The sequence below is a fragment of the Paenibacillus sp. PAMC 26794 genome (assembly GCF_000316035.1).
GTDB lineage: Bacteria > Bacillota > Bacilli > Paenibacillales > Paenibacillaceae > Paenibacillus.
In genome coordinates this window covers 60,399-75,313 of the sequence record NZ_ANHX01000003.1, presented here as the reverse complement: position 1 = coordinate 75,313, position 14,915 = coordinate 60,399, and the positions used below count along the sequence as shown (strand labels likewise).

At 48.5% G+C, this 14,915-nt stretch carries 10 protein-coding genes; 2 read left to right on the top strand and 8 right to left on the bottom strand.

What is annotated here, in order from left to right; translation table 11 throughout:
- Positions 1 to 3: 3 nt before the first annotated feature.
- Complete coding sequence (solA, locus tag D829_RS0101305) at positions 4 to 1,137, top strand: N-methyl-L-tryptophan oxidase (protein ID WP_277422752.1); 1,134 nt, start codon at positions 4 to 6, stop codon at positions 1,135 to 1,137.
- Positions 1,138 to 1,267: 130 nt separating this feature from the next.
- On the opposite strand, the gene D829_RS30195 is transcribed toward solA, so the two are convergent.
- The 8 genes from D829_RS30195 to D829_RS0101265 all read right to left on the bottom strand — a co-directional run bounded on the left by D829_RS30195 (position 1,268) and on the right by D829_RS0101265 (position 14,200).
- Positions 1,268 to 3,112: an RICIN domain-containing protein gene (locus tag D829_RS30195; protein WP_017687026.1), complete on the bottom strand. Its 1,845-nt coding sequence runs from the start codon at positions 3,110 to 3,112 to the stop codon at positions 1,268 to 1,270.
- Between the two features lie 41 nt (positions 3,113 to 3,153).
- Positions 3,154 to 4,503: a glycoside hydrolase family 43 protein gene (locus tag D829_RS0101295; protein ID WP_017687025.1), complete on the bottom strand. Its 1,350-nt coding sequence runs from the start codon at positions 4,501 to 4,503 to the stop codon at positions 3,154 to 3,156.
- A 442-nt stretch (positions 4,504 to 4,945) separates the two neighbouring features.
- Entirely contained in the window at positions 4,946 to 7,981 is a 3,036-nt protein-coding gene (locus D829_RS0101290; protein ID WP_017687024.1) for a beta-galactosidase, read from the bottom strand.
- A gap of 324 nt (positions 7,982 to 8,305) precedes the next feature.
- Positions 8,306 to 9,802, bottom strand: coding sequence for a glycoside hydrolase (locus D829_RS0101285; RefSeq protein ID WP_017687023.1), 1,497 nt, complete (start codon positions 9,800 to 9,802; stop codon positions 8,306 to 8,308).
- Between the two features lie 90 nt (positions 9,803 to 9,892).
- Positions 9,893 to 10,738 carry a carbohydrate ABC transporter permease gene (locus D829_RS0101280; RefSeq protein ID WP_017687022.1) on the bottom strand — a complete coding sequence of 282 codons (846 nt, stop codon included), beginning with the start codon at positions 10,736 to 10,738 and terminating at the stop codon, positions 9,893 to 9,895.
- Entirely contained in the window at positions 10,731 to 11,618 is an 888-nt protein-coding gene (locus D829_RS0101275; protein ID WP_017687021.1) for a sugar ABC transporter permease, read from the bottom strand. Before D829_RS0101275 ends, D829_RS0101280 begins: the two co-directional genes overlap by 8 nt.
- A gap of 101 nt (positions 11,619 to 11,719) precedes the next feature.
- A complete protein-coding gene (locus D829_RS0101270; protein WP_017687020.1) occupies positions 11,720 to 12,991 on the bottom strand; it encodes a sugar ABC transporter substrate-binding protein in 1,272 nt (423 codons plus the stop codon).
- A gap of 180 nt (positions 12,992 to 13,171) precedes the next feature.
- Positions 13,172 to 14,200, bottom strand: coding sequence for a LacI family DNA-binding transcriptional regulator (locus tag D829_RS0101265; protein WP_017687019.1), 1,029 nt, complete (start codon positions 14,198 to 14,200; stop codon positions 13,172 to 13,174).
- Between the two features lie 289 nt (positions 14,201 to 14,489).
- On the opposite strand from D829_RS0101265, the gene D829_RS0101260 reads away from it, so the two are divergent.
- Complete coding sequence (locus D829_RS0101260) at positions 14,490 to 14,852, top strand: iron-sulfur cluster biosynthesis family protein (RefSeq protein ID WP_017687018.1); 363 nt, start codon at positions 14,490 to 14,492, stop codon at positions 14,850 to 14,852.
- Positions 14,853 to 14,915 lie beyond the last annotated feature (63 nt).

Genomic DNA, 14,915 nt, shown 5'->3' with positions numbered 1-14,915 from the left:
ATCATTACACAATCATATGACGTTATTATCGTTGGAGCCGGCTCCATGGGTATGAGTGCTGGATATTATCTATCGCGCAGTGGATGCAAAACTTTATTAATTGATGCCTTTGATCCTCCGCATACGGAAGGAAGTCATCACGGGGATAGCAGACTGATGCGCCATGTGTACAGTGGTGGGCCTGACTATATTGCCATGGCATTACTTGCACAGAAGTTATGGCACGAGCTGGAGGAAACGACCGGAGACCAACTTTTTGTTCCTTCCGGTGTAATAAATGTGGTTGATCCGGAGATTCATTCCTTCCACAACCGATTGAGCCATGCAGATGATGCAGGCATTCGGTATGAAACGTTGCACGCAGCCGAGGTGATGAAGCGCTGGCCAGGTATTACAATACCTGAACATTACGAGGGCATGTATGAGCCTGATGCGGGTTATTTGTATAGTGAACCCTGTATTCGTGCCTTCCGCAAAGCAGCCGAGGCTCATGGTGCCACCTTGTTAACTCACACTCGTGTGGAGCATATCGAATATGGACCACATTCCGTCGCAGTTCAGACTTCAGGTGGCGAGACATACCACGCGAATCAAATCATCCTGAGCGCTGGTGCCTGGTTTCAGACATTAAAACCTTTCGTGGATCTCCCGATCCAGGCAGTGCGTAAAACGGTTGGATGGTTTGATGCACCAGAAGCCTTGTACGGCGAGGCACAGTTCCCCGGTTTTACACTGGCAGGAAAAGAAGGTACATATTATGGATTCCCAAGCATGGGCGGATCAGGTCTGAAGATGGGTCGTCATGATACAGGTCAGGTGTGGACACCAGGAAGTACAATGGCTCCTTTTGGTACGGAAGAAACGGACGAGGGGGATCTGCGCAGGCTGCTCGAACTTCATATGCCGCAGGCTGCTGGAGAATTGAAGCGTGGTAGTGTATGCAAGTATGAATTCACTTCGGATGAAGATTTTATTATCGACCGACACCCTGCCCATGAACGTGTGTGGCTCGCAGGCGGTTTCTCCGGTCATGGCTTCAAGTTCGCAAGTGCCATTGGGCAAATGTTATCCGACTTGGTGCAAACGGGGCACACGGATCAGGATATTAGCAGGTTCGCCCTATCCCGTTTTCGTTAAGTACCAGCCGGGTGGATGAACATATGTATGTCTAAAATAGCTACTTTTCTTGAGGGTGCAGTGTTGCTTAGAGCACTGCACCGCCAAGAAAGAAGGACACGTAATAACGTGTAATTCAAGCGTACTCACACTAATTAACTTTGACTAGGCTCCATTGCTGATTGGCACCGCCATTGTCGGCCCATTGAATGGTGGAGGCACCCGCGGTCAGAGACCCTTGATTGATGTCAACCGTCAGGCCACTGTTTCGATTCGCAAGTACCACATATCCTCCCACATCAATTGGCAGCCATTGCTGATTGTTGCCCCCGTTATCCTGCCACTGAATCAGATCGGCTCCGCCTTGTGTGGAACCCGAATTCACATCCAGCAAAAGCCCACTGCCTACATTGCGAATGTTGTAATATCCGTTACCTGCCGACTCCAGCTTCCATTGCTGGTTAGCTGCTCCATTATCATTCCACTGAATGATTGTTGCCCCACCCGTAGAAGAAGCACCGTTAACATCGAGTGCAAGTCCACTGTTGCGGTTGATTAATTTGTAGATGGCCCCGGCTTCATATCCTGCACCGCCATTGTAAGTTGCACCGGAAATGACGTAGGTTGTGACCGAATTGGCCTTGGCCGTAGCAATAAAGGTTTTGTTTTGCACCGAAATATTGGTCAGTTGCTGCAACTTCTCTTTTGAAGAGGTCCGATATACTTGAGCAGACGTGCCTGTGTTAGTAAAACGACTGAGATCATAGGTTACCGTTGTATCCGTCGACTCCGAATTGGTTGTTACCAGCACAACTTTGCCGGAAGCTGCATCATAGGCTGCAAGGGTATTGGCATCACTCATGCCGATAATCTTGTATCCAGGACGAATAAATTTGCTGTAGTTGCCCATGACATAATATTTTTGGTTCACGGTGTAACTGGTCGTTTGCGTATTGTTCAACACGTTCTTGAAGAATCCCCATCCTTCTGCACTATCCACGGCTTGCCAATACACCCATCCACTTGCGCCCATATTGCGAATATCCTTGAGGATGGTCCGTGACATCGTAAGTCCACTTGCATCCCCGTCTCCATATTCCGAGGTCCACAGATGTTTGCCCGCAGACGTCGCTGTGTTGCGCAAAGCAGCACGATTGCTTCCGCCATACGTATGGGTGTTGATCTGAGTGAGCGCTGATTTAACCGCATTGCTGTAGCTGTTGAACGACACATTGGTATCATCGATACTGTATTCTTCCGGTGCGCTCAGCTTTGTGGACAGGCCCTTTGCATTCAACGAAGCTTGTACCTGACTCAGAATTGTGTTCTGATCTACCCGGTCAAAGTGCATGCCCTCCTGGTCATTGCCCTGCTTCCACCATGTCGAGATCGGTTCATTCAGCGGAGTTACACTATCAAATGTGATCCCCCAGTTATCCCGAAAATGCTTCACAACCTCAGTTAAGTAATCGGCAAAATCATCGTAGTAATCGGGCTTGAGGTTGTTACCACCATTGGCCGAACCGGACACATTACCACTGATCGTCATCCAGTAAGGTGCGGAATTCGCAAAAGCTTCGATAACATTCACGCCTTGAGCTTTGGCAGCTTGCAGCATATATCGTTGGTTTGCATCTGCATTCCAGTCATACACGCCGGGAGAAGGCTGGTAACCAGGAACCGCTTTACGATATTCGAGGATATTGGATGATGGATTATCCCCGCCTCCAATGTTGTACCGCAGGATATTCAGCCCCAGTCCGGTATTCGCGTTGAACATTTTCTCTACATACTCATCCCGATTGGAATATTCTCCAACCACTTTGCCCCACCACGCGAGTGATGTTCCCCATCCTTCCATCGTCTGATATTGCTTCGATGGATCGGCAACAGCCGTGTAGGCTCCCGCGGCAGATACCTCTGTCCCCAGACCCAAACTGCCTGTTAGCAGACTTCCTGCCAGCAGCAGCGAGCTCATTCGTTTTAACCACTTCATCTGCTTCACTCCTTATGAATTTTTCGAAACACGAACACCCATTATTGTGCAACCTCTCGGAAGGTCGCGTCTGACTTATCGATTGCGGTAATGACAGCTTCCAATTTCAGCACGTTATTATAATGTCTCAGGTACAGGTTCGGGTTACTAAACGAGGCATACGATGTCCAACTAGCGTTAGCAAGTCCATTTACACGTTTGAACGTGGCGTCATTTCGGAACATAGCGCTGCCGTCATTTTTCACGAGTGTGATGTTGCCATTATTATTGCGCAGGAAATAACCCGGATAATTCATGGACTCAAACGATATGCCTGTTGCATTCGACAGCCCGGGAACGATACGGAATTGTGCATCCTCCGCCGGACTGACATTCGCATCAATTCGTGCCTGATAGTTGTAATGACGAATGAAGCTGCCCGGCACATTGAATGACTCCAGCTTGCGGATATCACCCAGTTGTCCGGACTCTTTCAATACGGTCATATGCCGGACGAGTCCGGTAAGACCCGCAATCTCTTGTTTGGCACCCCAAGTCTGAAAGTTGTCAGCAGAGTCGCTGTAATAATATTTTTGTGTCGCATAGCCGTCAAAGTAGATTCGCCATGAACCATTATCCAGCTGAACAAGCGCCGGGCCTTCCACCCAAGAACCCCAACCTGCCCAATCCCCTGTGCCTTTAAAGGTATAAGGACCCGTTAGCGAGGTGGCTGTCGCATATTCAATGTATTTGGTGGTCTCGTTCTTGGTAAAAGCATGATAGGTTGAGCCTGTCTTCACGATAAAAGTGTCGATATAATTGGGAGCAATGCCTGCCAGTTCAGTAGGTGCAGACCATGAGGTAGATGTTAGATTGCTACCTGAAGCTGTGAGTACATAAGGTTTGAAATTCTGATAGTTGCCTGGTGAGAGGGACACGATAATGTTCAGACTGCCGTTGCTGTTTTTGAACCATTCTGGTGCCCAGGTGTGTGCGATTGTGGTAGGTGTGGATAATGTAATGTTACGGACAAATGTCCAGTTTACCTTATCCGGGCTGGAGGCGATGCCGATGGTGTTACCCGACCAGTTCGTGGTGTAGACGACGTAATATAGACCGTCTGTGTGCTTCATGATGCTGGGATCGCGAATCAGATTGGCCGGAGGTGTATAGGCTGGCCCTTTTAGCAAACCATAGTGGGTTGCATTATACGATTCATAGATATACATATTGGACTCACTTGTGTTCGTAAAGGCGGATATCGTATAGACACTTGTTGCTGCTCTGGCTGTATTGGGGAATAACATCGTTAATAGAAGCAATGTTCCAAGCAGCAGGATCATTCCGGCCTTGAAACCATTGGACTTTCCTACTCCTATTCCTCCTATTCCCTCTTCCTGCTTCGTCAACATTGGGTCATCTCCTTATCCATGAGTGATGAACAGAGGAATACCTTACTGTATTACCAAAGACAAAACGTACCTGGGACTGTCCCTGATGAGCAACATCTCACGACTACCTGTTCAAATTCCAATTACATGAAGCATCACTCCCTTCACAGATCATGGATGAACACTCTTTATGTATCTAAACGGTTACAATTAATTAAGCTACAAGTGTTACCTTAGTTCATTGTACAGACCTGGTCACCACAGTTTCCCCATTCCCTTAGCCTAATTCACTCCGCAAGACTGAATCCGAAAGATTCACAAGCTCGGGTTATTTGACTAAGAAAATGAGGTAGTGTGACTGTGGTAAAAGATGAAATGTTGCGTGCGACTCGAACTATCTCGATCCAGTTATTGTTCCCAACCATAGTTGGATCGGTAAGACAGCTAACGATCCATACACGAACTATTCCACCACAACCCACGGATAACGGGATAATGCGTCCAACAGGAATCGTACCCGTTCTGGTGTTCTGCCTTCTTCATCGAACAAAAGTAATTCATTCTCTTCCTGTAGCCATGCTAGTGGAATCTTGTAATCCTCTTGCGGACCAATCTGCCAGTAACGGCCCAGATGATGTCCGTTCAGGTGAATGGTTCCTTTGCTCATCCCGGTCAGGCGAAGCATCAGGTTCACTTTATGATGCTCCGAAACCGCAGGCTTCGCGAAACGCCAGCGGTACCAGACCGGCTGACCATACGACCCTCTGACTGGAGTATGATTGGATACAGGATGAGACTCCTCGTTCAATGTAGCACTATTAACCGATTCATCCGAGGTATGGGTCACCAGATTGGCAGTACAATTGCCACCTGCGGCGATACCAGGCTGTCCTGCACGCTGGATTGATCCCTGTCCAGGATGGAGCGATTCCTGTTCTACCTCGTATCTCTCCCATTGTTGCGGAAGCAATGCATCCGTCCCCGCCATACGCCAATCCTTCAGTTCTCCCTGACTCGGATATGTGATCAGTTCCAGTCGATGCAGCGAAGAGCGGCTATACGGCATTTCCAGTGTATTCGTCTCTCCGGGCTTGATATACAAGGATATGTCTAACGTCTGGAAGGCAAACCAATCCTGATATCCTTCCATCGGAACTTCGATGCCATTGATACGAAGACCTTTGCTCAAGGCTCCCACAAGAATCGCCCGATCCATGCCATCCAGCTTAAAACTTCTGCTCAGCAGTGGAGATTCTTGGAGAGAGTTCACCTCATCGAGATGCACAAACCCACTCTCCATACGCCAATCCCGACGAATATCCTGAACTTTGCCACCCAGATACACAGCACCAGCCAGACCTTTGCTCTCACCCAAATACGGAGAGAAGTTCAATCTGCCCATATGTTGTACCAGAATCTGAAGTGTATTTTTCCCTTTGGCCACCTGCAACTGCACTCCTGCTGCCCCTACCTGACGAACCAGTACCTGCTGTACTCCATTGACAATAATTCTGGCGGTATCCTGAATGTCCGGCAAAATGAGACTGGTAATTCCTTCGGTTGCACTCTCGAAATCACATTCGTACAATAGATAACCAAAATCTTGTCCGTACCGGGAAAAGTCTTCCGGTTGTGCACTCACCGAGCGTTGCTTCGCAGTTAACCTAATACGTGACAGCTCAGGAGAATCAGACAACGTCGGCGCACTCGGTGATGTCCTTGGAAGCTGCCGCTGTATACCTGCAATAGATTCCTCGCTGGCATAGAACTCGCGACCTGTTAACGTCCGTTCTCCATCGGTCCAGTCACCAAGTAGCTTAATTGTGCGATCCGGATCAGTGATCATACCCTTGACCTGACCCGATGGTAATACGTCTACGTCATCGAAGCCGATCGCATAACGAAGTCCCTTCTGGTCTGTTGCTTCCAATCGCCATGTTCGATTCATCGTTTCTTGATCAAGAATGATGAATCGGATCGGTGTGCCGTTGGCTTCCAGTTGGATCATTCCCGGCTCTTGGAAATGGAACAGATCGAAGCGGTATACGTTCCTTGCTGAATCATGCTCAACCAGCACTTGCACCGTACTGCTCGTGACGTTTAGTGCCCCGGCTTCCAGTTCAACAACAGAACGCTGCCCGGCAGCGGCCACGATGAACAGGTTCAATTCTCCGTTTATCATTTCATTGCCCGTAATCATCGTACCCGCAGTCAGGTATACGTGTTCAGCAATCTGTACTCGATCCAGCAACGGAACAATCTGTCCTGGATTCAGCGATACGGGAAGAGTACGGCCTTCCTCCAGCGTAATGTGCATCGTCTCCCGTTCATCCTTGTGACTCTCCAGGAACCAAATCTTCTGGTTGTCAGCCTCTCTGCCTCGTACAGATATGCCTTCAGGATGACGTACAACGATCTGTTCTTCTGGAATTTCCTCTGTTTCCATCAGAAGGGCCCCAAAAGCATGGACGAAATAGGATAAATTCTTGGTTACTGCATATTTCGGTGTCACCCGTCCATATTCGTTCAGCGGTGCATCATAGTCATAGGACGTAATCATGAAGATGTCACTGCTACCCATCGTTCTGCCGCCATATCCACCAAAGTTCGTGCCACCATAGAACATGTAATGACTGATTCCGGTATACCCGGCACGCAGAATCTCCATGATACGTCTCTCCAGCAAAGGCGCCGTCTTCTGAATCGCCGAAGGCCCTCCCCAATTCTCGAACCATCCGGTCCAGAATTCCGTGACCATCTTCGGGGTGTCCGGCTGTTTGGCTCGAAGTTTCTCATAATGCCCGTCAGCACCTGACCAGAAATTAGCCCCTTCAATTGTGCCTTCCGCCCCGCCAACGCAAGTGATCAGCGTAGCGTCAATGCCACGTTGCAACAATGCATCTCTCAGTGTATTCATATGCTCACTTGCCGCTGCGTCATCCATCAGATACCCGTATTCATTCTCCACCTGAACCAGAATGACCGTGCCCCCAGCTGATAACTGCCGCTCCCGAATAATCGGCACAAGCCGGTCAAAATACAAATTCACATAGTGCAGATACGTCTCATTATTTTCCCGGAATTTCACGCCGTCCTTCGTACCCAGCCAGTATGGAAAACCGCCAAAATCCCATTCTGCACAGATAAACGGACCCGGACGCGCGATAACCCACATGCCGAGTTCTGCGCACAAATCCAGAAACGCGCCGCAATCGTTGTCCCCTTCAAAGGACCACTGTCCTTCTTCCGGTTCATGCACATTCCATGCAAAGTAAGTGTCGATGCAATTCATGCCTGCCAGCTTCGCCTTCAGCAGAACCTCACGCCATTCCTCCTTTGGCATACGGAAATAATGGATCGTGGCACTGTTCAGAAATACACGCTCTCCGTTTAGGAAAAAGCTGCGTGCATCGTATTTTAATTCAGATTGAACACCATTCTCAGCCCTGGCGATGTTCTTCTCCTGTTCCTGCAGCAAAAGGGATGCTTTCTCTGTCAAAGTTATCCCCTCCTTCTCTTTATTGATATATATTGAACTAAAGATTATTTACACTGCACACTTCGATGACAGAACAACCTTCCGATCGCTGTTATCCCCAGATTTTTTGATTCCCTTTTCTCAAAGGGGAAAATCCGGGGATAAAGGCGACCGCTCCGCTTCTTCAGGTCCTTTCTGTCCTCTCCGTTCGGTGTAAATGTTTAGTTCAATTTATATAGGTTCATATGTCCTGTAACTCTTTTAAAATATAAGGCGAAAAATCCGTTGAACTAAAAGACAATCTACACCAGCACTACGATGACAAAATCCTTCCGAGTGCTGCTATCAGTTTCCCTGCAACGTCACGCCTTCCAGTACAACCGTTGTGATGGAATTGTCTGCCGTAGGCACTTCAAGTCCGTTGGCATACACCGGAATGTCTTCAAGCTGTTCCATGTTCCGTTCCGGTGAAGTCTGATACACCTGCGCGGTGGCTGATTTTCCATACGTATACCCTTCCAGTTCAAACGCCGTTGTTCCCGCTGACAATTCGTTACGAATCACCAGCACCATTCTCTGACGTTCCGCGTCATAGGCAGCCAGCGTGCGTCCACCATCTGTTGGAATAATCGTCGCGCCTGGACGAATGAACTTTGTGAACTGGGCCATGCCATAATACTGTTTGGTCATCTCGTACTGCTCTTCTCCGTTAAAGTTGGCGTGAATGAAGCCCCAATTGTTATTGGCGCCTTCATCTTCAACGGCCTGCCAGTATACCCAGGCGGATGGCTGCATGATTTTCAGATCAAACATGATTCGCTCCGCCAACTCTTGCACCGAGGTCATATCCTCATGACTGTGCGGCTCGCTGCCGCCGGTTCCGTACTCGGACATCCACAGCTTCTTGCCATGGCGTTCTGCCAGCGTGCGCAGCTCTTCCATTTTGCTACCATTATAGGAGTGGGTATTGATCTGCTGGATCACGTCCAGCGTGTCCTGATCATAGAGGTTGAAATTAAACACCGTCTCATCAATGCTGTTATCGTCTGCGGCACTAATGACGGTTCCATCCAGTCCCTTACTCTTCAACGATGCAGCTACTTTCTTGATGATCTCGGCTTGTTTCTCATTGGTAAAATGACTGCCTTCCTGCATATTGCCCTTCTTCCACCAGTCGGAGGAGGGTTCATTGAGCGGATTCAGTGTGCGGAAAGTAACCCCCCACTCGTCCCGATAATGCTTCACGACTTCGGTCAGATAATCGGCAAATGCATCATACTGGTCGTCACGCAGATTATTGCTGCCATCCACGGCTCCGGTAACGGATCCACTGATCGTCATCCAGTAAGGTGGTGAATTGGAGAATGCTTCGGCAATGTTCACGCCACGCTCCATCGAGCCTTGTAATACAGCCCGCTGGCCTGCATCAGCATCCCAGTCCCACTCTCCAGGTTCAGGTTGGAAGCCAGGTACATCCCCGCCGGGACGAAGAGCTTTCATCTCTGGATTTTCCTCACCCCCAATATTGTAACGAACGATGTTCAGACCTAATCCTTTCTCCGGGTCAAAGACCAGATCCATCACTTCACTAACCTTCGCCTGATCCTTCCAACCGCCAAGATCGTTGGCCCACCAGGCAAGTGACGTGCCCCAGCCTTCAAAATGATCATAGGACTGATCCAGCTTCAGACGTACCGGTTCCCCTTGGAACTCAAGTGTTTTGGATGATTCATTGGCAAAATGATTGATAACAATTCCTCCTCCTGCCAGCAGAGCAATCAGAGCGACACCCATGAGGATGTAACTCCGTTTGCCTCTGCTGCGTTGTTCTTTATGCGCCATGGGCTATACAATCCTTTCTCCATGTACGTTGATTATTCCGTTGATCTTGAACGTCAGGTTCAGTACATACAATCACTACAGACACTTCGGTTACTTGATTCCGCTGCTTCCGCCGCTAATGTTGGCTTCATAGACATAACGTTGTCCGAACAGATATACCAGCACCATCGGAATAGTGAGGAACAGGGAAGCGATCATCACAAGGTTCCATGGTGGCATCTGTCCGCCACCTACTGTAGTCAAGAGCTGCACACCGAGTGCCAGCGGCATTTTCTCCGGATCATTGATATAGATGAGCGGCCCCATGAAGTTACCCCAGTTATAGGAGAACGAGAAGATCGCAATAGCGGCCAAAATTGGATAAGTCAGTGGCATGATGATCTTCCAGTAGATTCCCGGGTGACCCATACCATCGATCATGGCGGCTTCATCCAGTGATTTTGGAATACTCATGACGAACTGCCGAATCAGGAATACGTTGAACGCCCCGGCGAAGAAGCTCGGTACGATCAGTGGATAGAATGTATTAATCCAGTCCAGGTGACGGAAGATGATGAACTGTGGTACCATCGTCACCTCACCCGGAATCATCATCGTACTGAGCAACACAATAAACAGGAAACGGCTGCCTTTTGCCTTGATTCGGGCAAAGCCGTAGGATACGATCGAAGCTGATAATACCGATCCGACAATCGTAAAGACGGTAATGATGACCGAGTTTTTGAGATACGTGCCAAGATTGTTATTCGTGAAGATGGTATAAAAGTTCGACCATTGAAACTCCATTGGAACGAAGGTAAAGGCTGATTTGACAGTTGTTGCGTCACTTGCCAGTGCAATGGAGATCATGTACAGGAAAGGCGAAGCAAGCAGCACCCCGACCAGAATCAGAAAAATATAGGATATCGTCTTCTCCACAGTGGATGGATTACTCATTGGCTTTTCCCTCCTCGTAGTGCACCCATAGCGCCGATGAACGGAATACAACGAGTGTCAACACCATGATGATGATGAATAATACCCAGGCAATCGCCGATGCATATCCCATTTTGTAGAATTGGAACGCATTCTGGAACAAATAGGGAACAACCATCTGACTTGAATTGTCAGGTCCCCCGGCAGTTACGATGAATACCTGCGCGAAGGTCTGGAGCGCTCCGATCATGCCAGTTACGAGATTGAAGAAAATGACGGGAGTCAACATCGGGAATGTAATATGGAAGAACGATTGTGTACTTTTCGCCCCATCGATGGCAGCGGCCTCGTACAGCTCCTGTGGAATACCTTTCATCCCTGCAAGCAGCAATACCACGCCACCACCCACACCCCATAAGGACATGAGAATCAATGCTGGTTTAACCCAGTTCGGATCAAGAAGCCAGGCAGGACCTTGAATACCGAAGATCGCAAGTGCCTGGTTGATCAATCCTTCAGTCGGCGCAAGCAAGTGGATGAAGAGCAATGAACTCGCAACCACCGGAACAACGGAAGGCAGATAGAACAGAATACGGAAGAAGGTGATTCCTTTGATTTTTTTGTTCAGGTAATATGCAATCCAGAGCGAGATCGACATGCCCAGCGGAATGGATATCAGCGCATAGAAGAATGTATTGCCGACGGATTTCCAGAAGATCGGATCATCGGTCAGTAACGTTTTGTAATTGTCGATACCGATGAATTCAGGGGACTGGAACAGATCCCAATTCGTGAAGCTCATATAGATGGAAAACAGGATCGGACCTAGGGTCAGCCCCAGAAACCCGATCAGCCAAGGCGAGATGAAGATGTAGAACCATTTCCCGTCCTTTTTTCTCACGTTAAGCCCTCCCATGACGCAGAGAGCAGATGGAACCCGCATTCACGCCGATTCCACCTGTTCTGCTGTCGCTGCTATTTGTGCATGTTCAGAAAAAACCTCTATTTGTAGAGTCTTTCCAGTCCACTCTGAATTTCGGTTACGGTATCATCAAGCGAGGCTTTGTTGTTGAAGTATACACCCAGCTTATCGTTAATGAGCTTCATCATTTCGTTCCATTGTGGATTGAACGGTTCTGCATAGATCGTCGATTCACTGAACGCAGCCATGTTAATTTTTTTGCCGCCATATTCAGCATTGAGGAATTCATCACTGGACAGACCCGCTTTGGTTGCAGGAGCATCCTGACCGGCTTTGACCATTGGCATCTGTGCTTCTGGTGTAGTCAGTGCTTCGATTACTTTGAATGCTTCTTCCTTGTGTTTGGAAGCGTTGGTAATGGTTAACCCGTTAAAGAAGGCGTTCGTTTCGCCCCATACCGGAGAGATATCCCAATTAATGCCTTCCACCTTGGCAAGTGAACCAATGTTCCAGAACCCTGTCGTTTCCATGGCGATCTTGCCTTGAGCGAACAGCGGATCAGCTCCGATATTCCCCATGTCGGCAATCTCGGTTGGTGTTGGGCTCGCACCGTGTGTGAAGGTCAAGTCATTCATGAATTGTAATGCTTTACGCACAGGCTCTGTATTGAAGGTTGGTTTGCCACTCTCATCGAACAATGAGCCACCGTTCTGGTAGATGAGCTGCATCCATTGCGGCCACCAGCTGCCTGGGTAGTAACCCCATTGAGTCGTCTTGCCGTTCTCCTTCACCGTCAGCTTCTGAGCTGCCGCCATCAGATCGTCCTGCGTCCAATCTTTGGTTGGATATTCCACCCCAGCCTTGTCGAACAGATCTTTGTTATAAAAGAGGACCATTGCGCCTGCCCGATCCGGCAAACCAAATTGTTTGCCGTCATACTTCATCAGGTTTGCAATATCATCGGAATAACGCTCGGACATGTTCACATTGTTCGCCTGAATCATGTCATCCAGTGGTATAATCTGATTCTTGGAGGCGTAAGCCTGATAGTTCTCGGCAATCATCATGATGTCCGGCGCCGTTCCCCCGGCGATCATGGTCTGTACCTTCTGGTCATAATCTCCTGCTACCACGTTCAGCTTCACATTAATATCGGGATACGTCTGTTTCACAATGTCGAGTCGTTCCTGATAAATCTTCTTCTCATCCTCCGAGCCCCAGATTGTCATGCTCAAATCAACCTTGCCACCGGACTCGCCGGAAGAACCGTTTTTACTCCCGCTGCTACAGGCTGTCAGACCCATTACCATGACCAGCATCAATAACGAAATGACCTTTAAACTTCTTCTCATACGTTACGCCCCCTTGATATAATGAATGGATGACTACACTGAAACCCGTTTCATGAAATGGGTTTCATTAAGCTGAAACATAAAACCCGTTCCATTTTATGAAAGGGGTTTCATTCACGCACTCATTATATTTCACCCTTCTAGGAAATGTCAACGCTTTCTTTTCCAATTACAGGCCCTTTATCTTGCAGCAGGTCCTGTACTTTGACGCACAATCAGCTCCGGTTGCAGAATGATCTGCTTCTTCGGTTTGCCTTGGTTAATCAACTCATGCAGCACATCCACAGCCTGTTTGCCAAGCTGATACGTGTTCTGAGATACGGTTGTCAGTTCCGGTATAACGGCACTGGCGAGCGGCGTATCATCAAAACCTACAATGGATATATCCTTCGGAATTGAGAGTCCATGCTCAATCGTTGATTTAATGGCACCAATCGCTGTGTTGTCATTGACGCAGAGGACTGCGGTGGGTGGATTGTCACGATCCAGCAGTTTGGACATCTCGCGTTTGCCGTCGTCGATGGAGAAGCTGCCGAGCAGTTGGCGTTCTTTCGGTATTTCGAGTCCATGCTCGCGAAGTTTCTTCTGCACAGCTCTGACCTTGACCATGGTGGTGGACAACTCTTTCAGGCCGCCGACAAAGGCGATATCGCGATGCCCCAGTTCAAGCAGATGCTCAGCTGCAAGGGCTGCACCTGCCCCTTCATCCGTGTACACCCGGTGGAACCCGCCTTTGGCAATATTGCCATTGACCAGCACGATTGGCATACGTTTGCCCATATCAATCAATTCCTGAGCCATGTCATCCGGACAGACCTGCATGTTGATTCGCCCGCCGAGAAAAATAATCCCGTCTACCCGCTTCTCTCGCAGGATGGACAAATATTCAGATTCCCTGTTGTAGTCGCCTGCGGTATTGCACAGAAAGAAGGTATACCCCAATCCGCGAGCCTCATTCTCCGCACCCCAGAACACTTCCGGGAAGAAAGGATTCGTAATGTCCGGCAGGATGATGGCGATGGTGCCCGTCTCTTTCTTAATCAGACTGCGCGCCTGCGCGTTGGGCTGAAACTGGTGTTTTTCAATGATGGACATAATCTTCTCTCGGGTGCTTGCACGCACAGGTGCCGTATCATTCAGTACCCGGGAGACCGTCGCTACAGATACATTTGCTTCCTTGGCGATGTCGTATATGGTGATCGGTGTCATAGCGGAACCTTCCTTTTTCTCTAATTTTCCCTATTTTCCCTGCTTATCATACCAGATAAGGAATGGCGTTGAAATGGGTTTCATTGGCGGGCGAATGATTTCACACTGGACTAGTAGAAGTTCCGGGTATGACATTCATACGTGAATTGTTCGTTGCATTACGCATTAGCGTCAATATTTTCACAGGACATGTTTGCTTTTCTTTATTTCACCTTCTAATCTGCGTTTATGGTCCATATATTAAATTGTAAGCGAATTTATTGGAGATTAGAGGAGTGTGAAAGACGTCATGATCATTCAAGTCAGTCCGCTGGCAGAAGCAAGACTTACTGAAAAGCTGGGAGATCGACCAGGCTATTTCAAATTGTTTTATGATACCGATGGATGCGGTTGTGACGGAATTGCGGTACTTCTGATCTTGAACGAACCAGATAGCGATGATGTTACCGTAGAAGCGGGGTCGCTTCCCTTTGTAATCAACAAACAGCAGCAGATTTACTTTGAACCCTCTCTGCGTCTGCAATCCGAGCACAGTTTCCCTTCGTTCCGACTGAGTAGTGATTCCATGATCTATGGCAGTAATGTCAAAGTCCATGATTTACGAGATACCGCAGACGTAGCCCCTCAGCCCACTGGATGGTTTGTACGATAAACGTTGAATTAGCACTATAATCAAAACCTCCCAAGCCCAGATGTTATGCGGGACGGGAGGTTT